The 19,946-nt window shown below is 66.7% G+C and carries 18 protein-coding genes, 1 rRNA gene and 1 pseudogene; 4 read left to right on the top strand and 16 right to left on the bottom strand.

From position 1 onward, the window contains the following. The first annotated feature begins 70 nt into the window (after positions 1 to 70). Complete coding sequence (locus ACFC0O_RS36740; RefSeq protein WP_375966528.1) at positions 71 to 1,312, top strand: RNA-guided endonuclease InsQ/TnpB family protein; 1,242 nt, start codon at positions 71 to 73, stop codon at positions 1,310 to 1,312. Here the strand turns inward: ACFC0O_RS36740 and ACFC0O_RS36735 are convergent. The 7 genes from ACFC0O_RS36735 to steA all read right to left on the bottom strand — a co-directional run bounded on the left by ACFC0O_RS36735 (position 1,303) and on the right by steA (position 9,377). Then, a complete protein-coding gene (locus ACFC0O_RS36735) occupies positions 1,303 to 2,220 on the bottom strand; it encodes a segregation and condensation protein A (protein WP_375967136.1) in 918 nt (305 codons plus the stop codon). The two genes, ACFC0O_RS36740 and ACFC0O_RS36735, sit on opposite strands and share 10 nt — an antisense overlap. A gap of 41 nt (positions 2,221 to 2,261) precedes the next feature. Further along, entirely contained in the window at positions 2,262 to 3,155 is an 894-nt protein-coding gene (locus ACFC0O_RS36730; protein WP_364635915.1) for a ParA family protein, read from the bottom strand. 430 nt (positions 3,156 to 3,585) lie between these two features. Continuing rightward, complete coding sequence (xerD, locus tag ACFC0O_RS36725; protein WP_364632909.1) at positions 3,586 to 4,506, bottom strand: site-specific tyrosine recombinase XerD; 921 nt, start codon at positions 4,504 to 4,506, stop codon at positions 3,586 to 3,588. A gap of 139 nt (positions 4,507 to 4,645) precedes the next feature. Continuing rightward, positions 4,646 to 5,287, bottom strand: a complete 642-nt coding sequence (locus ACFC0O_RS36720) for an NUDIX domain-containing protein (protein WP_375966526.1) — start codon at positions 5,285 to 5,287, stop codon at positions 4,646 to 4,648. A gap of 108 nt (positions 5,288 to 5,395) precedes the next feature. Beyond that, entirely contained in the window at positions 5,396 to 7,114 is a 1,719-nt protein-coding gene (locus tag ACFC0O_RS36715) for a CTP synthase (RefSeq protein ID WP_375966524.1), read from the bottom strand. 120 nt (positions 7,115 to 7,234) lie between these two features. Next, positions 7,235 to 8,155 (bottom strand): copper transporter, encoded by a 921-nt coding sequence (locus ACFC0O_RS36710; RefSeq protein ID WP_375966522.1) that lies wholly within the window; start codon positions 8,153 to 8,155, stop codon positions 7,235 to 7,237. A 7-nt stretch (positions 8,156 to 8,162) separates the two neighbouring features. After that, positions 8,163 to 9,377, bottom strand: a complete 1,215-nt coding sequence (gene steA, locus ACFC0O_RS36705) for a putative cytokinetic ring protein SteA (protein WP_375966521.1) — start codon at positions 9,375 to 9,377, stop codon at positions 8,163 to 8,165. Positions 9,378 to 9,516: 139 nt separating this feature from the next. On the opposite strand from steA, the gene ACFC0O_RS36700 reads away from it, so the two are divergent. After that, on the top strand, positions 9,517 to 9,936 hold the full coding sequence (locus tag ACFC0O_RS36700; protein ID WP_375966520.1) for an SRPBCC family protein: 420 nt from the start codon (positions 9,517 to 9,519) through the stop codon (positions 9,934 to 9,936). 76 nt (positions 9,937 to 10,012) lie between these two features. Here the strand turns inward: ACFC0O_RS36700 and ACFC0O_RS36695 are convergent, their stop codons facing one another. Together ACFC0O_RS36695 and ACFC0O_RS36690 are read right to left on the bottom strand one after the other, a co-directional pair. Beyond that, on the bottom strand, positions 10,013 to 10,267 hold the full coding sequence (locus ACFC0O_RS36695) for a hypothetical protein (RefSeq protein WP_375966519.1): 255 nt from the start codon (positions 10,265 to 10,267) through the stop codon (positions 10,013 to 10,015). 38 nt (positions 10,268 to 10,305) lie between these two features. After that, positions 10,306 to 10,719, bottom strand: coding sequence for an ester cyclase (locus ACFC0O_RS36690; protein WP_364632896.1), 414 nt, complete (start codon positions 10,717 to 10,719; stop codon positions 10,306 to 10,308). A 43-nt stretch (positions 10,720 to 10,762) separates the two neighbouring features. Here ACFC0O_RS36690 and ACFC0O_RS36685 point away from each other — a divergent pair, with 43 nt between their 5' ends. After that, complete coding sequence (locus ACFC0O_RS36685) at positions 10,763 to 11,419, top strand: TetR/AcrR family transcriptional regulator (RefSeq protein ID WP_375966518.1); 657 nt, start codon at positions 10,763 to 10,765, stop codon at positions 11,417 to 11,419. Positions 11,420 to 11,500: 81 nt separating this feature from the next. Here ACFC0O_RS36685 and recN read toward each other — a convergent pair whose 3' ends face one another. From recN to ACFC0O_RS36665, 4 genes are read right to left on the bottom strand one after another with little or no spacing between them, the layout of a single operon-like run. Then, positions 11,501 to 13,273 (bottom strand): DNA repair protein RecN, encoded by a 1,773-nt coding sequence (gene recN, locus ACFC0O_RS36680; RefSeq protein ID WP_375966516.1) that lies wholly within the window; start codon positions 13,271 to 13,273, stop codon positions 11,501 to 11,503. Beyond that, a complete protein-coding gene (locus tag ACFC0O_RS36675) occupies positions 13,251 to 14,246 on the bottom strand; it encodes an NAD kinase (protein WP_375967134.1) in 996 nt (331 codons plus the stop codon). The genes recN and ACFC0O_RS36675 overlap by 23 nt, the downstream gene beginning before the upstream one ends. Then, entirely contained in the window at positions 14,210 to 15,148 is a 939-nt protein-coding gene (locus ACFC0O_RS36670) for a TlyA family RNA methyltransferase (protein ID WP_375966515.1), read from the bottom strand. The genes ACFC0O_RS36675 and ACFC0O_RS36670 overlap by 37 nt, the downstream gene beginning before the upstream one ends. 1 nt (position 15,149) lies before the next feature. Next, a complete protein-coding gene (locus tag ACFC0O_RS36665) occupies positions 15,150 to 15,416 on the bottom strand; it encodes a hypothetical protein (protein WP_375966513.1) in 267 nt (88 codons plus the stop codon). 132 nt (positions 15,417 to 15,548) lie between these two features. Here ACFC0O_RS36665 and ACFC0O_RS36660 point away from each other — a divergent pair, with 132 nt between their 5' ends. After that, positions 15,549 to 16,307 (top strand): class I SAM-dependent methyltransferase, encoded by a 759-nt coding sequence (locus ACFC0O_RS36660; RefSeq protein WP_375966512.1) that lies wholly within the window; start codon positions 15,549 to 15,551, stop codon positions 16,305 to 16,307. A gap of 24 nt (positions 16,308 to 16,331) precedes the next feature. Here ACFC0O_RS36660 and ACFC0O_RS36655 read toward each other — a convergent pair whose 3' ends face one another. The 3 genes and pseudogenes from ACFC0O_RS36655 to rrf all read right to left on the bottom strand — a co-directional run. Next, positions 16,332 to 17,237, bottom strand: coding sequence for an HAD-IIA family hydrolase (locus ACFC0O_RS36655; protein ID WP_375966510.1), 906 nt, complete (start codon positions 17,235 to 17,237; stop codon positions 16,332 to 16,334). A gap of 451 nt (positions 17,238 to 17,688) precedes the next feature. Continuing rightward, positions 17,689 to 18,441 (bottom strand): annotated as a pseudogene (locus ACFC0O_RS36650) (hypothetical protein); the annotation flags it as partial. Positions 18,442 to 19,855: 1,414 nt separating this feature from the next. Beyond that, positions 19,856 to 19,946, bottom strand: a 5S ribosomal RNA gene (rrf, locus tag ACFC0O_RS36645); the annotation flags it as partial.

Raw genomic sequence — 19,946 nt, 5'->3', positions numbered from 1 at the left:
GAGACCGGGCATGGTCACAGATCACGTGAATGGCCGACCCCATTCGAACATACGTACTAAAGTGTTGCGAGTGCCTAACGCCGTGGTCAAACGAGCGTTCCGATATCGCTTCTATCCCACCGATTCGCAGGCGAGCGAGCTCATTCGAACATTCGGCTGCGTCCGGAAGGTCTACAACCTGGCGCTCACCGCGCGCACCGAAGCATGGCAGCAGCGAGGTGAGCACTCCAATTTCGCCGCCACCTCCGCCCTGCTGACCGAGTGGAAGCGAAGCGATGAGCTGGCTTTCCTCAACGAAGTCTCCTCGGTGCCACTTCAACAGGCCCTCAGACACCTGCAGTCCGCCTTTGTCGCGTTCTGGGACAAGAGGGCACGGTATCCGCGATACAAGTCGCGCAAGAAGTCCCAGGACAGTGCGACCTACACTCGAAGCGCGTTTCGCTTCAAAGATGGTCAGCTCATCCTCGCAAAGATGACCGAACCGTTGAAGATCGTGTGGTCGCGACCTCTTCCGGATGGTGTGCTGCCCACCAGCGCGACAGTGACTCGGGACAGCGCCGATCGCTGGTTCGTCTCCCTGGTCTGTGACGATGCCGGAGTACAACCGCTGCCACGGACCGAAACGGCCATCGGCATCGACATGGGACTGCACAGCCTGCTCACGTTGTCCACCGGAGAGAAGATCTCCAACCCGGCACACGAACGACGTTCTCGTACAAGACTTGCCAGGGCTCAGCGGGCGGTGCAGAGGAAGGTTCCGGGGTCGGCGAACCGCCGTAAAGCCCGCATCACGCTCGCGCGCGTTCACGCTCGTATCGCCGACCGCAGGCGCGACAGCCTGCACAAACTCACCACTCGGATCGTGCGTGAAAACCAAACGCTCGTCATCGAGGATCTGCCCGTACGCAACATGATCAAGAACCGTCACCTGGCGCGAAGCATCTCCGACGCCGGATGGGGGACATTCCGAAACATGCTGGAGTACAAAGCCGACTGGTACGGGCGCGAAGTGATCGTGATCGACCGATGGTTCCCATCGTCGAAGCTGTGCTCGACTTGCGGGTGGCGTAATGAACAGACGTCGCTTCGAGTCCGCGCATGGCGATGCGACGACTGCGGCGCGACCCACGACCGAGACGTGAACGCCGCCAAGAACATTCTGGCCGCTGGGCGAGCGGCGACAGTCTGTGGAGACGACGTGAGACCTCGCCGGAATCGTCCGGCGAGGCGGTCGTCGGTGAAGCAGAAAACCCCGGCCCGCGAGGGCTTGGAGCCTCTCTCCGCTACGGAGAGCGGACGACGTCAACCGTAATCCTCCTCGATGGTTACCGGTTCGGGTCGGTCGCCCGGCTCGCCCACGTAGCTCACCGAGAGCGGGCCGAGTGGATCGGACTGATCGAACTCGATCGTTTTGCCGCGGTAGAGCTCCAGCAGGGCCAGGAAGCGGGCGACGATTTGCACCGCTACCTCGCAGTCGTGGCAGATCTCCGCGAAGGTGGTCCAGCCGCCTATGCCGCGGGCCTTGAGCATTTCCAGTACCAGGGCGGCCTGTTCGGCCACCGAGATGGAGTGGTTGTGCAGATGGTCCAGGCCCACTGTGGGGATCGGGCGGGGGCGGAACGCGGCCGCGGCGACCTCCGCGAAACCCGCGGCATCTACTCCCAGCGTAACGTCCGGCAACAACTCCAGGTAGCGCTCTTCAAGCGAGACCGCGCGCGGATAGCGTTGGAGCGCAGCCGCCTCCAGCTCGCCCAGCAACTCCGCCACCTGTTTGAAGGCGCGGTACTGCAGCAGGCGGGCGAACAGCAGGTCGCGGGCCGAGAGCAATTCCAGGTCTTCCTCATCGGAGACCTCGCCCGAAGGCAGCAGGCGCGCGGCCTTGAGATCGAGCAGGGTGGCCGCGACGACTAGGAATTCGGTGGTCTGATCCAGGATCTTGTCCGCGCGCAAGCCCTGTTCGGTGGACATGCTGGCGGTCAAAGCCTTGGTGTAGGCGATGAATTCGTCGGTCACCTTGTGCAGGGCGACCTCGGTGACATCGAGGCGGCGCGAGCTGATCAGCTGCAGCAGCAGATCGAACGGGCCCTGGAAGTTGCTCAGCTGAAGGTGAAATCCGGTCTTCTTGTCTGAATTGACCGATTCTGTCGGTATTTCGGGCGCGACGATATTCGCGATGACACCACTCACGGCATCGGAACCCTCGGGCAGCGGTGTACTCACGTCCACCGGGTCGGGTGCGGACGCGGGTTCGAACGCATCGCTCAACGGCCCGACCGGAGGATGACTTCCCGCGCCATGGCCCGATACGCTTCCGCGCCACCGGATTTGGGCGCCCAGGTGGTGATCGGCTCACCCGCGACGCTGGCGTCGGGGAAGCGCACGGTACGCGAGATCACCGTGTCGTAGACCAGGTCGCCGAAGACCTCGACCACACGCGTCATCACCTGCCGGGAATGCAGGAGGCGGGCATCGAACATGGTGACAACGATGCCGTACAGGGCCAGCTCCGGATTCAACCGGTCCCGCACCTTCTCCACCGTGTCATTGAGCAATGCGAGCCCACGTAGCGAAAAGTATTCGCATTCCATCGGAATGATCACACCGTCCGCGCAGGCCAGCGCGTTCACGGTGAGCAGACCCAGGGACGGCTGGCAGTCGATGAGGATGTAGTCGTAGCGGCTGCGCAGCGGCGCGAGCGCGCGCCCGAGCGTGTGCTCGCGGCCGACCTCGTTGACGAGCTGGATCTCCGCCGCCGACAGATCGATATTGCTGGGCAGCAGGTCCATATTCTCGACCTTGGTGTTCATCAGCACCTGATCGACGGTGACCTTGCCCGGACCGACCAGCAGATTGTGCACGGTCTGATCCAGATCATGGTGCGCCACACCCAATCCGGCCGAGAGCGCGCCCTGCGGATCCAGATCCACCAGCAGCACCTTGCGGCCGTACTCGGCCAGTGCCGCACCGAGATTGATGGTGGAGGTGGTCTTGCCCACCCCGCCCTTCTGATTGCACATGGCGACAATCAGCGCGTCCCCGGTGTGATCGGGTGCGGGCGGCTCCGCGATCTCACGCAAAGGACGTCCGGTCGGACCGAGTTCCGCGCTGCTGGCGACATCCGGCGCCTCCCACAGGGTTTGCGCGGCGGTTTCGATCCGCTGGCCCGCACCACCGGCTTTCGTCACGTCCGCTGCTCCTTCGACGTTCCTGCCCTTGCCCCGCCCCGCCCGAAATGCTGTTGGGCGGCGCGCCCGGCCGCGTGTGCGGTCCGGTATCTAACAGACGCTACCGTCTGTCGCTCCCGTACCCACGTTCGGACACGCACCCTAAACCTGCACTTCAGACAGGGAAAAAGCCGTCCAGTCCTGCGCTGACGCTGGTCGGGGCCGCTTTCCCGTTGTAGCCCTTCGGGATTGACCCATTCTGAAGCCAGACACCGGCATCGGCAGGGTTACGCCCGAATCCGAGCCGAACGGGGTGAAAACATGCGATGAAGCATGCCGTGCGCACCGCCGATTCGTCACGGCCGGGCACACCGGTGTCCATGTTTCGCGGGAACACGCGTCAGGGACGCGCCAGGACGGCCTAGCGGGCGCGCGGATGGGCGGTGGCCCAGACCTCGTGCAGCGTGCCGACGGTGACCAGGGTGTAGATCTGGGTGGTGGTCACCGAGGCGTGGCCCAGCAGTTCCTGCACGACGCGAACGTCCGCGCCGCCGTCCAGCAGATGGGTGGCGAAGGAATGCCGCAGCGTATGCGGGGAGACGTGGGCGGCGATACCGGCCCGCTCGGCGGCGGAATGCAGTATCTGCCAAGCGGTTTGGCGCGATAGTCGGCCGCCGCGATGATTCAGGAACAGCGCCGGATTGCCTTTGCCGCGCACCGCGAGCGCGGGACGGCCCCGGACCAGGTAGTTGTCGACGGCGGCCAGCGCGGGACGGCCGATGGGGACCACGCGCTGCTTACCGCCCTTGCCGCGCAACAGCACCGCGCGTTCGGCGGCATCGATATCGTCGACATCCAGGCCGACCATCTCCGAGATGCGCGCGCCGGTGGAATAGAGCAATTCCAGCAGCGCGCGATCGCGCAGTCCGCGCGGGGCGTCGGCGCTCTCCCCGCCGGTGGCGTCGAGCAGGCGCGAAATCTGGTCGTACGGCAGCGCTTTGGGTAATCGCCGCGCGGGCGAGGGCGGTTTGACCGGATGCGCCACATCCGCCTCGATAATGCCCTCGGCCGCGGAGAACCGGTGCAGCCCGCGCACCGCCACCAGCGCCCGCGAGGCCGAACTGGCCGCCAGCGCCGGATGATCGGCGTCGCCCGAGCGCATGGACACCATGAAATCGGCGATATCGTGCTCGGAAACCCGCGCCAGGGTGTCGATTCCGCGCCCCTCGAGAAAACCCCGATACCGCACCAGATCCCGGCGATACGCGGACAGCGTATTGCGCGCCGCACCCCGCTCGACCGTCAAATGGTCGAGGTAGGCGTCGATCTCGCGGCTCAGCACGCAGACATCATGGCAGCAGGTACCGACACTCAGCCGCACCACGACAAATCCGGCGCGGCCCGGCGCGCGGGCCTCCGTCATGAGGCGCGCGAACACGGGCCGGGTCCGCCGGGAAGAGCGGGCGGCTTGCCGCGAGCGGTTAGCTCTGGGCTGCTTTGCGTTCCAGGAAGGCGGTGGGCAGGCCCGGCCAGGGGGCGTCGGCGGGGCGGAGTTCGGCTCCGGTGGCGCGGGCGGTCATCAGGGCTGTCACGCCCGCTACCGCGGTGGCATTGGTGATCTCACCGGCGAGGGCGGCGCGGACGGCTTCGGCGAGCGGAACGCGCAGGAGCTGGATGTCCGCCTCTTCCAATTCGGGTTCGGGGCGGTCGGTTTCGTAGAGGCCGGAGGCCAGGTAGATGCGCAGCGCCTCATCGGTGAACCCGGGCGAGAGCGCGATATCGACCAGCACCGACCATTCCCGGGCGGCCAGCCCGGTTTCCTCGGCCAGCTCACGCTTGGCGGCTTCGAGCGGATCCTCGCCCTGCTTGTCCAGCAGTCCGGCGGGCAACTCCAGCAGCCGCCGTCCGACCGGATGCCGATACTGGTTGATCAGCACCACATTGTCGTCCTCGTCCACCGCCGCGACGGCGACCGCGGCGTGGTGTTCGATCACCTCGCGTTCGGCGACCTTCCCGCCGGGCATGACGACCTGATCCAGCCGCAGCGCCAGGATCGCCCCCGAGTACACGGTGCGGCTCGAGACGGTATCGAATTCATGTGTTCCGGGCGCGGATTCAGCCATTGGGCAACCTTATCTGTCGATCGGACCGCGAAACGCCGACGGCCCGGCGGATATGGGTTCCCACCATCGGGAACCCGCTCCGCCGGGCCGTATTTCGACGTGCGAACGTCAGCTGGTCACTTTCTCGCCCTCGGCGGCTTCCGGCAGGTCCACCGGAAGCTGTTCGGCGAGCTTGTAATCCAGCGCCGCCGCGATGAGCGCCGCGAACAGCGGATGCGGGCGCGTCGGCCGGGACTTGAGTTCCGGATGCGCCTGCGTGGCAACGAAGAACGGATGCTTGTCCGCGGGTAGCTCCACGAACTCCACCAGGTTGCCGTCCGGCGAGGTGCCGCTGAACTTCAGTCCGCTCTTGGCGATCTTGTCGCGGAAGGAGTTGTTCACCTCGTAACGATGCCGGTGCCGTTCGGACACCTCGGTGGCACCGTACGCCTGCGCGACAACCGAACCGGCCTCGAGCACCGCCGGGTACGCACCGAGTCGCATGGTGCCGCCCAGATCGGCCTCACCGGCCACGGCCTGCTGCTGATCGGCCATGGTCGAGATGACCGGGTACTTCACATCGGGCTCGAACTCGGTCGAATTGGCATCGGTCAGACCCACGGACCGCGCCGCCTCGATCACCATGCACTGCATGCCCAGGCACAGGCCGAGGGTCGGAATGCCGTGGGTGCGCGCGTAATTGATCGCACCCACCTTGCCCTCGATACCGCGGATGCCGAAACCGCCCGGAATGAGCACCGCGTCGACATCGGCCAGATGCGATTGCGCACCGGCCGGGGTCTCGCACTCATCGGACTGCACCCAGCGGATGTTCACCTTCGCCTTGGAGGCGAAACCGCCCGCCCGCAATGCCTCGGTGACCGAGAGGTACGCGTCCGGCAGATCGACATACTTGCCGACCAGCGCCACGGTGACCTGCTCGCGCGGGTTGTGCACCCGATCCAGCAGCCCGCCCCATACGGTCCAGTCCACATCGCGGAACGGCAGCCCGAGACGGCGCACCACGTACGCGTCCAGACCCTCGCGGTGCAGCACCTTGGGGATGTCGTAGATCGACGGCGCGTCCGGGGTGGAAATGCAGGCGTCCACCTCGACATCGCACATGAGCGCGATCTTGTTCTTGAGCGGCTGCGGCACCTCGCGGTCGCAACGCAGGATCAGCGCATCGGGCTGGATACCGATATTGCGCAGCGCCGCCACCGAATGCTGGGTCGGCTTGGTCTTCAGCTCGCCCGACGGACCCAGGTACGGGACCAGCGAAACGTGCAGGAAGAAGCAGTTGTCCCGGCCCACATCGTGCCGGATCTGCCGGGCCGCCTCGAGGAACGGCTGCGATTCGATATCGCCGACCGTGCCGCCGATTTCGGTGATGACCACGTCCGGAACCTGACCGTGCAGGTCGGGTCCGGCCATGGCCAGAATGCGATTCTTGATCTCATCGGTGATGTGCGGGATGACCTGCACCGTGTCACCGAGGTATTCGCCGCGCCGCTCCTTGGCGATGACGGTCGAATAGATCTGCCCCGTGGTGACATTCGCGTCCTGCGACAGATCGCGATCGAGGAAGCGTTCGTAATGACCCACGTCGAGGTCCGTCTCCGCGCCGTCCTCGGTCACGAACACCTCACCGTGCTGGAAAGGGTTCATGGTGCCGGGATCGACGTTCAGGTACGGATCCAACTTCTGCATCGTCACGCGCAGACCGCGTGACGTAAGCAGCTGACCGAGGCTGGAGGCGGTCAGACCCTTACCGAGTGAAGAGGCAACGCCACCGCTGACGAAGATGTGTTTCGTGGCCGCGCGCGCCGGAATCCGTGATTGACCCACGGGACTTCACGGTAACACGTCTTGCGGATGCCGATCGAATGCCACGCGCGCCATCCGGTCCCGTTCCCGCCCGCTTGCCCGGTGGTAGCGCCGATATCGCCCGCGCTGCTCGCGAATCGGTCAGCGCGGCATGGCGGCGACTGTGAGCGAGGTCGCCCTGGCACCGGTGCCGTATCGCCCGGTACCACCGTTCAGCTGCTCGGTGAGGCCGAGCACGGTGGTGAGGCGGCCGATGGCGTGATCCACATTGTCGACGGTGGTGATGGTCGCCAAGGGGGCTTCATCGCGGGCCACGGCGATCGGTCCGGGGCCTTCGGCGGCACCGTGGCGACCCGCGAGCACCACGCCCGCGCTATGCGCCCGCAAACCACCGGCGAACCTGGCGATGATGGTGCCGCGATTGTTCTCCCCGGCGCGCGCGCCGTCGCCGGTGACCACCACGGCCAGCTGTGCGGGATGCACCTCACCGAAAGCGAGGAAGCCGCCGCCGCGCAAGGTCTCCAGCGCGAGTCCGCGTTCCTGTTCGGTGCCGCGCGGCTGATTGCTCACCGGATCGGTGAGTAGCACCTGGCCGAGCAGATCCCCGCCGAGGCTGCCCTGATCGGCGGCGTCGATCTGCAATTTCGCGCCCGCCGGAACGACATTGGTGAGCGCGGTGCGCAGCCGATCGCCCTCGGCGGAATCGGTGAACGCACCGGTGAGCGCGACCCGGCCGGTGACCGTGGCTCCGGCGGCGGTCAGCGAATTGGTGACCGCGTCCGCATCGGCGTTATCGGCGTCGGGGGTGGTGAAGACCAGCACGGACTTACTGCCGAGGCTGCCCGCGAGCACCTTGGCCGCCGACCCGGTGAGGAAATCGTCAGCCGCCTTCAATTGCTCTGCGAGCCTGGTGTTCTCGGCGGTCAGCGCATCGACCCGCTGTTTGTCCGCGGAGCCGGGAAAGAATCCGTCGCTGTGCGTGCGGGTGCCGAGCACCACGCCGAGCGCGAGCGCCAGAAAGACGGCCGCGATCGAAACCGCGTGGTGCCGAAAGGAAATCATGGGTCCCCTATTTCAGGTGGCGATCGAGCTGGGCCTGCATCCAGTGCGCGCCACGATGCCAGGTGTCGGCGATCCAATCGGTGACCTCGGTGCCCATATGCGTGGCCAGCAGCGCGACGATCAACGCGACCAGCGCGGCCAGCACCACGAGGGCGACGGCCCAGCCCGAACCGCGGTGCCGGTACAGCGCCGCAACGGCTTTCGCGTCCATCAGTTTGGTGCCGATCTTCAACCGGGTCAGGAAGGTGGCCGGGTTGGAATCGCGGCGGCCGCGATCGAAGAACTCGTCGAGGGATACGGCCGCACCGGCGGTGACGATCAGGCTCGCGCCGTGATGATCGGCCAGCAGCAGTGCCAGATCGGCGGCCGCACCGGAGGACGGGAAGGTGGTCGCGCCGATGCCCAGATCCTGGATGCGCTCCAAACCCTTTGCGTGCCCGTCGGTATCGGCGGGCAGGATCACCTCGGCCCCGCATTTGAGCGTGGTGGCGGTGATCTCCTCCGGATCGCCGACGATCAGATCGGGGCGATATCCATTGCGGGTCAAGGTATCCGCACCGCGGCCGACGCCGATGAGCACCGGCGCGTACTCCTTGATGAACGGTTTGATGCGCTTGAGATCCTCGGCGTGATCGGGTCCGTCACCGACCACGACGACGTGGCGCTTCTTCATGTCCAGCGCGACCTCGGGCACCCCGATGCCGTCGATGAGCAGTGAGCTCTCGGTGCGGATGAACTCGATGGTGTTGCCCGCGAACGCTTCCAGATGATCGGCCAGACCGTTGCGGGCCTCGATCATGCGTTCGGCGATCGAGGTTTCGGTGAGTTCGATGCCCTCGATGAGCGCCTCGGGCTCCTTCTTCACCACCTTGTCGGCGAAGATGACGCTGCCGTCGATGCGAACCCTGGCGCCGTCCTTGATCTTGGTGAAGACATCGTTGCTGAGCGCGTCGATGAGCAGAATCCCATTGGCCACCAGCACTTCCGGGCCCAGATTGGGATAGCGGCCGGAGATGGACGGCGAGGCGTTGACCACCGCCGCGACACCCGCCTCGACGAGCCGGTCGGCGGTCAGCCGATCCAGGTCCATTTCGTCCAGAACGGCCACGTCACCGGGTCCGATGCGTTGCAGCAGACGCCTGGTATTGCGGTCGACCCGGGCCATCCCGGTGATACCGGGCAGCGATTCGGTATTACGCGACAGCAGGGCCAGCATCTTCATAACGATCGATCATTACCGCAAACCCTCAACCATTGGTGGAGGCGCGCCGGTCCGCGAAGGGATTGTCTCAGTCGGACTGTGTCCTTACCAGCCGGTAAGTATATGCTCCGGACAACGGTTCGAGAGGAGACCCACCGTTATGGCCAGCACCACCGTTGATACTGTCCTGCCCGCTTCGCGCGACCGCGTCTACCAGCTCTTCGCTGATCGCGATGCCCTCAGCTCCTATCTGCCGATTCAGATTTCGCTCAAGAAGCCGGGCATCGGCAGCCCGTCCGGCGTCGGCGCCCAGTACCTGCTCGGACTCGCCGGACTCGGCATCACCGAGGAGACCACCGAACTGGTTCCCGGCGAGCGCATGGTCTACCGGGTCGTGAAGGGTGCGCCGGTCAAGCGGCACGTCGGCACCATCACCTTCGCCGACGCCCCCGGCGGCACCCGCGTCGTGTACACGATGGAGTCGGACCCGAGCCTGCCCGTGCCCGCCAAGGTGCTCGAAGCCGGTCTCAAGAGCCTGATCAACGTCTTCCTCGGCGGCGTCCGCAAGGCCGTCAAGTAGGTCGCACGCATACGGCGAACGGCCCGCGGAGTTCTCTCCGCGGGCCGTTCTCGTTCCGAAATCCGTTCGGCCGGAACTACTTCGGCTGGATGTAGTACGAACCGTAGGAACCGACGCAGTCGTAGTCGTTCCATTCGCCGTTGTCCATACCGCGGTTACCGCGGCCCAGGCATTCGGCCAGGCTTTCGAACGGGCCCAGCGAATTCTGGTTCGGCTGGGCCACCTGGGCGCTGCCGGAATCGAGCGGGCCGGCGGTCGCGGTGGCCGCGGCCCCGGTCACGAGAGCACCGGCGCAGAGTGCGGCGGCGGCGAGACGGCTGATTGGCATCATGGTCGAATCTTTCTGTAGGACTTGAAGGTTCGAAACTGTCAGGCGGGCGCGAGCTGCTGCATGATGGCCGCGACATCGAGCCAGATGTTCTCCCGGCTCATCCGACCGTCGCGGAATTCGCAGACGTGCAGAATGCGGAAGTCCACCGGCCGATTCCCGCCGGGAATCCCCAGGAAGACCCCGGGAACCCGGCCGTACCAATGGGATTCGTCGACCAGGAAATCGTCACCGTAGTACCGGTGCAGCGTCTCGAACTTGTCCTCGTCGAGTGCCGCCAGCAGACCGTCGTAGCGCTGCCGAATGGCGGTGTGATCACGCAATATCCCGCCTGGATCGCCGACCACATCGTGTTCGGCGTCAGCAGTGAGCGTGTCCAGGATCGCGTCGACATTCTTGCTCGCCTCCCCGGCCGCATGTCTGGCGAAGAGTGCGTCCATCTCATCCCGCGTCATGACTGTTCCCTCCTGTTTTGTGAGACTCTGCTATCTTCATGAGATGAGCTTCTCACGTCAAGAGAAATTTCTCACGACAGGACGGCACAACCAGAAGCAGCGAACTCGACAGGCACTGCTGGACGCCGCCATCACACTCGCCAAGGAGGGCAGGCAACCCTCCATCGCCGAGGTGGCCGACGCCGCGCGGGTCTCCCCCGCCACGGCCTACCGGTACTTTCCGAATCCGCAATCGCTCTGGGCTGATCTGGCGACCCAGCAACGCACCCGGCGTGACGACTTCACGGGAATCGTGGACGAACTCACCGGCACCGCGGAGGAACGGGTGGAAACGGTGGTGCGTTCCACCTCGCAGATACAACTCGCCGATGAGGCTCTGTGGCGCAACGTATTACGTGCCACCCTCGATCGCTGGTTCGAACAAGCGGATATGCCGGAGTCCGAACGGGTTCCGATAAGGGGAATCACCCGACTCCAGATGACCCGCACCGCACTGGAACCACTATCGGACCGGCTCACGCCCGAACACCTGGATCGGCTGGCCAATGCCATAGCCATCGTCTTCGGCGTGGAGGCCATCGTCAGCACCCGTGACACCTGTGGTCTGTCGCCCGAGGCCGCCGTCGATCTGATGGCATGGTCCGCTCAAGCCCTCGTGCGCCAGGCACTCGCCGAAGCCGAAGGCCGCCACACCGATTGAACACCCAGCCCGATTGAACACAAAGATCCGGCGGAGCACGAGGGGTGCTCCGCCGGACCGGAGTTCAGGTTTTGCTTCGACTCAGCTTGCGGCGGTGACCTTTTCGGCGTCGGCCGTGGTGAGCAATTCCCACGCGTGCGCGCGGCCGGTTTCGGTGTCGTCGAGACCGGCGAGCATGCGGGCCAGTTCGACTACGCGTTCATCGCGGGTCAGGGCGCGGACGCCGGATTTCACGCCCTTGCCGTCATCGACCTTGTCGACCACCAGGTGGGTGTCGGCGAAGGCCGCGACCTGGGCGAGGTGGGTGACCACGATGACCTGGTGGGTGCGCGCCAATCGGGCCAGGCGGCGGCCGATTTCGACCGCGGCGCGACCACCGACACCGGCGTCGACCTCGTCGAAAACCATGGTGGTGCCGTGTTCGGAACTGGCAAGCACCACTTCCAGCGCCAGCATGATGCGCGAGAGCTCACCACCGGAAGCGCTGCGGCTCAAGGGCAGCGGCTGTGCGCCCGAATGCGCGGCGAGCCGGAATTCCACCTCGTCCACACCTGTCGATCCGGCGTGCAGTTCCTGACCGTCGACCAGCAGCGGTGCGGAATCCTGCACCCCCGCGGGCATAGGGCGCACGCCGACCTCGAGCTTGGCACGGCCCATGGCCAGACCGCCGAGTTCGGTGCTGACGGCGCTGGCGAGCTTGCCCGCCGCCTTGGAACGGGCGACCGTGAGCTTGCGCGCGGCCTCGCGCACCTTCTCCGCCGCCGTCTCGACCTCGGCGGCCAGCGCCGCGAGCGCCTCCTCCGAGACGTCCAGGGATTCCAGGCGGGTGCGGGACTGATCCGCCCACGCGATGACCCCGTCGATATCGGGCGCGTATTTCCTGGTGAGCGACTTCAATTCGGCCTGGCGGGTGAGCATGGAATCCAGCGCGCCCGGATCGGACGGCAGATCCGACAGATAGGAGCTGAGTTCGGTGGCCAGATCCACCACCACCGAAATCGCTTCGCCCAGACGGGGAGCCAGCGCGGTCAGCGCGGGATCCTCGGCCGTATCGAGGCGGGCACGCGCACCGCCGAGCAGCTCCAGCGCACCCGACCCCTCGCCCGGGGTGTCGGCGGGACCGGCGAGCGCGTCATGCGCGGCCGAGGCCGCCTCACGCAGCGAATCCAGATCCGAGAGCCTGCGCACCTCGGCGACCAGGCGCTCATCCTCACCGGGTTCCGGTGCGATGGCGTCGATTTCATTCAGCGACTGGGTGAGATGATCGGCCTCGAGGGCCAATTCGCGACTGCGCGCGGTGCGTTCGAGCAGCTGATTGCGCGCCTCGAGCCAGTTCTTGCGCACCTTCTGATATTTGGTCAGCAGCGCCGACACACCGTCTCCGGCGAACTGATCCAGTGCGTGCAGCTGCTGATCCGGGCGCTGCAGGCGCAGCTGATCGTTCTGGCCGTGCACGGTGAGCAGCGGTGTCGTGAAATCGGACAGCACCGATGCGGGCACACTGCGCCCGCCCAGATGTGCGCGCGAGCGGCCGTCGCTGCCGACGGTGCGCACGGCGATCACACTGCCGTCGTCATCGTGTTCGGCGCCGGAGGCTTCCATCACCTCCTTGACCTCGGAGACCGCGCCCTCGTGGACGGCGTCCACGGTGAAGCGCCCCTCCACCAGCGCGCGCGACGCGCCGAGCCGCACCCGGCCCGCATCGGCGCGCGCGCCGCTGAGCAGGTGCAGGCTCGTGACCACCATGGTCTTGCCCGCACCGGTCTCACCGGTCAAAACGGTCAAACCTTCATGGAATTGCGCGGTGGCGGTGGAAATTACGCCCAGCCCGTCAATCCTGATCTCTGTCAGCACTCGTGCTCTCCGTCCGTCGGCCTCGCCAGCCTGTCACGGGTAACTGGAACTTGCGCACCATCCGGTCTGCGAAGGGTGCGGAATCCAAACGCACCCAGCGCACCGGCTCGGCCCCGCGGACCGCCTCGACCCGGCCGCCCCGCGGCAGTGCGAGGGTGCGTCGGCCGTCCAGGAAAACTATTGCATCATGGCCCGTCGCAACGGTTTCCACCGCTATGCGGGACTCCGGGCTGGTGACCAGGGGCCGCGCGAACAGGGCGTGCGCATTACTCGGAATCACCAGCAACGCTTCGAGTTCGGGCCACACCACCGGACCGCCCGCCGAGAAGGCGTATGCGGTCGAACCGGTCGGCGTGGCGATCAGCACACCATCGCAGCCGAAGGAGGAGACCGGTCGCCCGTCCACCTCCAGCACCACTTCGAGAACGCCCATGCGCGCGGCGTTTTCGATACTGGCCTCGTTCAATGCCCAGCCGCTTTCGACGATCTCATCGTCGACGCGCACCCGGACATCGATGGTCATCCGCGTTTCGAGGGTGTAGTCACCGCGCACGACCTGCGATAGCGCCTCATCGAGGTGTTCCGCCTCGGCCTCGGTGAGAAAACCGATGCGGCCCAGGTTGATTCCCAGCACCGGCACCGACGCGTCCCGGGCCAGTTCGGCCGCACGCAGGAAAGTGCCGTCACCACCCAGCGCCAGCACCATCTCACAGCCGACCGCCGCGTCCGGGCCGTGCGCCATGACGCGCACCGGATACCCGTCCGCCGCACCGGCATCGTCGAGATCGAAACGCGTGCTGTATGCCTCGTCCTCCAGCACCCGCAGGCAGATGCCGGCCTCGGCGAAAATCTTGGCCACCCGATGCGCGGTCTCGGTGATCTCGGACCGCCCCGGATGCGCGACCAGCAGGATCTCCCGTGCGGCGCCCCGCGAATTCACTGTGGTCCCTCCTGAACCGCCCGATCGATCAATGCCGCCACCCGAGCCTGTTCCTCCGCACTGTATGCGGAGGGGACAGAGCTCGCAGCGGACACCGTATCGCCCGGCACCGACAAGCTGTCATCGACAGCGCGAACGCCATCGGACTTCGCGGTGTATTCCTGCGCGGCGGCCGATTCCGCCGCCTCCTTACGCAACCACAGGAAGTACTCGACATTTCCGGACGGACCCGGCAGCGGACTCGCCGTCACACCCCGGGTGCGCAGGCCCAGCTTCGCGGCGGCGGCCGCCACCTCGCGCACCGTCTCCGCGCGCAGCGCCGGATCCCGCACCACGCCACCGGATCCGAGCCGATCCTTGCCGACCTCGAACTGCGGCTTCACCATGGGCAGCAGATCCGCCCCGGGCGCACAACAGGCCGCCAGCGCGGGCAGCACCAGCGCGAGTGAGATGAACGACAGATCCGCGACCACCACATCGACTGTGCCGCCGATGAGTTCGGGGGTCAGCGCGCGAACATTGGTGCGGTCGTGCACTTTCACCCGGTCGTCGTTCTGCAGCCGCCAAATCAATTGGCCGTAGCCGACATCCGCGGCCACGACTTCCTTCGCGCCCTTGGACAGCAGCACATCGGTGAAACCGCCGGTGGACGCGCCCGCGTCCAGGCAGCGTTTACCGTCGACCGAAACACCCTCGGCCTCGAACGCCGCGAGCGCACCGAGCAACTTGTGCGCGCCGCGCGAGGCCCACTGCACCTCATCGGGCTCATCCCGCACCAGCAACGCCGCGGCTGTCTCCACCCCCGTCGCCGGTTTGGTGGCCACACTTCCATTGATCAGGACGCGGCCCGCGCTGATCAGCTCGACCGCGTGTTCCCGCGATCGCGCCAATCCGCGGCGAACCAATTCCGCGTCCACCCGTGCGCGCCTGGCCACCTCAGATCTTGTCCACCGTTGCGAGTGCGTGCACCAGCACATCGTGCGCCTGCTCCAGAATCCTGGCGCGCCGCACCAGATCCGTGCCGTCGGACGCCGAATCCCGCGCCCCCGCCGACAATTCGGCCAGCAGCGCGTCCACTTCCGTGCGCACCCGCACCGGATCGGCGAATTCCTGATTCGCACCCGCCATATGCTGGCCCGGCAGCGGCATCCCCGGACGGGGACCCGGCGCGGGCTGCTGCGGATTAGACGTGGGCATACTCATCGTGGCGTCAACGCTACCCGAACTCGCATTCGAACAGTATCCAGCCCACGAGGTTCATCCGGTGTGTCCGATCGGCCCCGGCGGGTGCGCGGGTACGGAAAATCGGTGGACTCGACTGGCAGAATCGGGCAAATGGACCGCAACTTCGAGGAATTGATCGCGGAGGCTGATTCGGTCTCCGTCGCCGGCTGGGATTTCTCCTGGCTGGCCGGGCGCGCCACCGAGGAACGGCCGTCCTGGGGGTATCAGCGGCAGCAGGCGCAGCGGCTCACCACCGCGCGGGCGGCGCTGGATATTCAGACCGGCGGCGGGGAGGTGCTGGCCGAGGCGGAGCATTTCCCGCGCACCATGGTCGCCACCGAATCCTGGCCGCCGAATCTCGCCAAGGCGACTCGACTGCTGCATCCGCGCGGGGCGGTGGTGGTCGCCGATCCCGATGAGCCGCCGTTGCCGTTCGCGGACGAGGCGTTCGATCTGGTGACGAGCAGGCATCCGGCCACCATCTGGTGGGACGAGATCGCGCGGGTGCTGGAGCCGGGCGGGGTGTACTTCGCACAGCACGTGGGGCCCGCCAGTGTCTTCGAGGTCGTCGAATACTTCCTGGGGCCGCAGCCCGAGGCGCGCAAGGGGCGTGATCCGGAGATCGAGGCCGCCGGGGCGCGCGCGGCCGGACTGGAGATCGTGCAGGCGCGCACCGAACGACTTCCCATGCGGTTCAACGATATCGGCGCGGTGGTGTACTTCCTGCGCAAGGTGATCTGGATGGTGCCGGGATTCACCGTGGCGCAGTACAAGGATCGGCTGCGCGATCTGCACGAGCAGATCACGACCCGGGGACCGTTCGAGGCGTATTCGGCACGGACCCTGTTCGAGGCCCGAAAGCCCCACTGAGCCTTCGGGTCTCGATAGGGAGCGTCAGTCCTGCGCGGCGGGCGGTGCGGAGATCGCGATCGCGCGGCCGGGGAATTTCGCGAGCAGGGCCGCGATCACCTCGGCGATATCACCGTCACCCGGGATGACCGGGGCGGTGTCGGCGATCGGATGATTCAGGGCGTCAAGGGTTTCCGCGATATAGGTGGGCAGGTGCTCGATCGGCTGGGTGCGCAGATCCTCGAGGGTGCTCACACCGGTCAGGACCATGAACGATTCCAGGCCGACACAGTGCGCGCCGTCGATATCGGTGTCGAGGCGGTCGCCGACCACCAGGGCGTTGCGGGTTCCGGCGCGCACCAGCGCGTCTTCCAGCAGGGGCGCATACGGTTTGCCCGCCACGAGCGGTTCCCGGGCCGAGGCGGTGCGCAGGGCCGCGACCATGGAACCGTTACCGGGTGCGAGACCGCGCTCGTTCGGGAGGGTCGCATCGGTGTTCGAGGCGACCCAGAGCGCACCGGCGCGCAGGGCGTAGGCGGCCTCGGCCAGATCCGCCCAGGCGGTCTGCGGCGAATGGCCCTGGACGACCGCGGCCGGAGCGACGCCGTTGAAGCGGCGGATCGGTTCCAGGCCAACGGCATTCACTTCGGCCACCAGATCATCGGTACCGACGACCAGCACCGTCGAGCCGGGCTCCAGCCGGTTCGCGAGCATATGGGCGGCGGCCTGCGCGCTGGTGACGACCTCGTCTTCGGCCGCGCGGTAACCCAATTCGCGCAGATGCTCGGCCACCACGGGGGCCGAGCGGCTGGCATTGTTGGTCACATAGACCAACTGCTGGTCACCCGCGACCGAAAGCGCTTCCGGCGCACCCGGAATCACCTCCGGTCCGCGATACAGGGTGCCGTCCAGATCCAGTAGCAGTGCGCCGAATCGATCCCGAAGCCGCATATCGCCGCCCTCTCCCAAAGTTCCCGGCCTACAGGTCGGCCGCCCCCGTTCGGGGACGGCCAGCCTACTAGGCCGATGTCACAGCCTGCCTTCGCGCGGCGGCCGATTCGCATCGACTACCGCGGTCACCTGGTTCGAACCGTTACTGCTCGTCGTCGTAGGCCGCGGGCGAATCCTCGGATTTCACAGTGGACTTCGCGGCTTCCGGCTTCGTGGATGCGGCCTTGTCCGCCGGGGCCTTGTCATCGTCGACATCATCGGCATCGTCCGCGTCGTCGATGTCGTCGTCATCCTCGTCGTCGACGTCTTCATCGTCTTCTTCGTCGGCGTCTTCGTCGTCCTCGGTGCCGTCCTCGACCTGGGCGGTCCAGTCCGGCTCGTCATCGGAGTCGTCCTCGGCATCCACGGCGACGGCGTTCGCGGTCCAGCTATTGCCCGAACCGCCCTCGGCCAGGTCCGCGGCACGGTCCTCGGCGTCGGTCTCACCCTCGGCATCGGCGGAGGCCGCGTTCATGAACCAGGTCAGCGATTCCTCGCGACGACCGGCGGCCAGCAGCGCCTCGGCGTAGGCGTAGAACAGCCGCGCCGAAGCCGAACCGGTACGCGCCGGATCCAATTCGGGCGTCTGCAGGGTGACCACGGCCTGGTCGTACTGCCCCAGATCCATACGAGCACCGGCCACCACGATGCGGAGTTCGGTGGCCTCGTCGCCCTTGAGCAGGCGGGCCTCATCACTGCGACCCAATTCGATGGCCCGCTCGGGACGGCCCAGACCGCGCTCGCAGTCGGCCATGACCGCGAGCAGTCCGGAACCACCGGACATGCGGCGCGCGGTACGCAGCTCGGACAGCGCCTCGGCCCATTCACCCGCGTGATAGGCCGCGACACCGGCAGTTTCGCGCACTACGGCGATCCGGCCGGCCCGCTGCCGCGCGGCACGAGCGTGCGCCAGCGCCAGCTCGGGATCCTCGTCCAGCAGCTGGGCGACCATGATCAGGTGCCGCGCAACGGATTCCGCATTGCTCTTGTCCAGGCTCAGCAGATCGCGGCGTACGGCCGGATCGAGATCGGCGGCCTGAACGTCATCGGGCAACTCCGGCTCATCCGGGCGACCCTCACGACGCTCGCCGCCCCGGGCACCGGGACCGCGCGCACCCTCGCCGCCGCGGCGACGGTCCGAATCCCCACCCGGATACGACCGCTCGGCCCGCTCCGGACGCTCGGAGCGCTCGAACCGCTCCGGCTTCTCCGCGCCCTCGGCACGGGGCGAACGCTCCGGCTTCTCGAACCGCTCGGACTTGCCGAACCGCTCCGAACGATCCCGATCCGGGCGATCACCGCGATCGGGACGATCGGCGCGATCACGATTGAAGCCGCCACCGGAATTGCCGCGATCACCGAAGTTGCTGCGCCCGAAGCTCTTACGATCGTCGCGGTCGCCACCGCGGTTATCGCGATTGAAGCCACCACGGCTATCGCCACGGTTGTCTCCACCGCGGCTGGAATTGTCCCGATCGCGGTTGAACCCACCGCGCTCGCCGCCACGGCTGTCGCCGCCGCGATTGAACCCGCCCCGGCTGTCACCGCCACGGCTATCCGAACCACGGTTGAAGCCACCACCGCGGCTATCGCCGCCACGATTGTCGCGATCGCGGTTGAATCCACCGCGCTCGCCATCACGGTTGTCACGGTTGAACCCGCCACGGCTATCGCCACGACTGTCCCCACCGCGATTGAAGCCACCACCGCGGCTGTCACCGCCACGATTGAAGCCGCCACGATCGTTGTCACGACGCTCGCCACCGCGGCTATCGCCACCACGGTTGTCGGAGCCCCGGTTGAACCCGCCCCGCTCACCGTCACGATTATCGCGATTGAAGCCGCCCCGGCCGCCGCTGTCGCCGCCCCGGTTGAAACCGCCGCGCTCGCCGCCACGGCTGTCGTTCCCGCGATTGAACCCGCCGCGATCGCCTTCACGACGCTCGCCGCCACGGAATCCACCACGGTCGTTATCGCGGCCCTCGCCACGATTGAATCCGCCTCGGCTGTCACCGCCACCGCGGTTGTAGCCACCTCGGTTATCGCTGTCACGGTTGAAACCGCCGCGACCACCGGAATTGCTGTCATTGTCGCGGCGGAATCCGCCACGATCGTTGTCCCGGCCCTCGCCGGAACGGTTGAATCCACCGCGCTCGCCACCGCCGCGGTTATCGCCGCCACGATTATCGGAGCCGCGGTTGAAACCGCCGCCACGGTTGTCGCCGGTACGGCCGCCGGAACCGCCGCGGCTGCCACCGGAATCGCGGTTGTAGCCGCCGCGCTCGCCGTCACCGCGGCCCGCGTTATCGCGACCACCGCGGTTGAAGCCGCCTTCCGGACGATCGGATCCGCCGCTACGGCGGAAAGGTTTGCGGCCGTCGTTGTGCTCCGCCACGGTGGTCCCTCTCTATAGTTTGCCTGCGGTACCCGGCCGCGGCGCTGGCGCGCGTGACGGTCGGCGGGACGTTCTGTTTCCCACCACCACAAATTCAATCACGCACCGCTGAGCCGCCAAGCGGCACCGGGTCGTAAAACGCCGAAAGGGGACCCAGCAAGTGGGTCCCCTTTCGCGAAGGATGTTCCGGCGGTGTCCTACTCTCCCACACCCTGTCGAGTGCAGTACCATCGGCGCAGGTGGCCTTAGCTTCCGGGTTCGGAATGGGACCGGGC

The organism is Nocardia sp. NPDC056100, assembly GCF_042266325.1.
Taxonomy (GTDB): Bacteria; Actinomycetota; Actinomycetes; order Mycobacteriales; family Mycobacteriaceae; genus Nocardia.
This window is presented reverse-complemented; position numbering and strand designations above follow the sequence as displayed.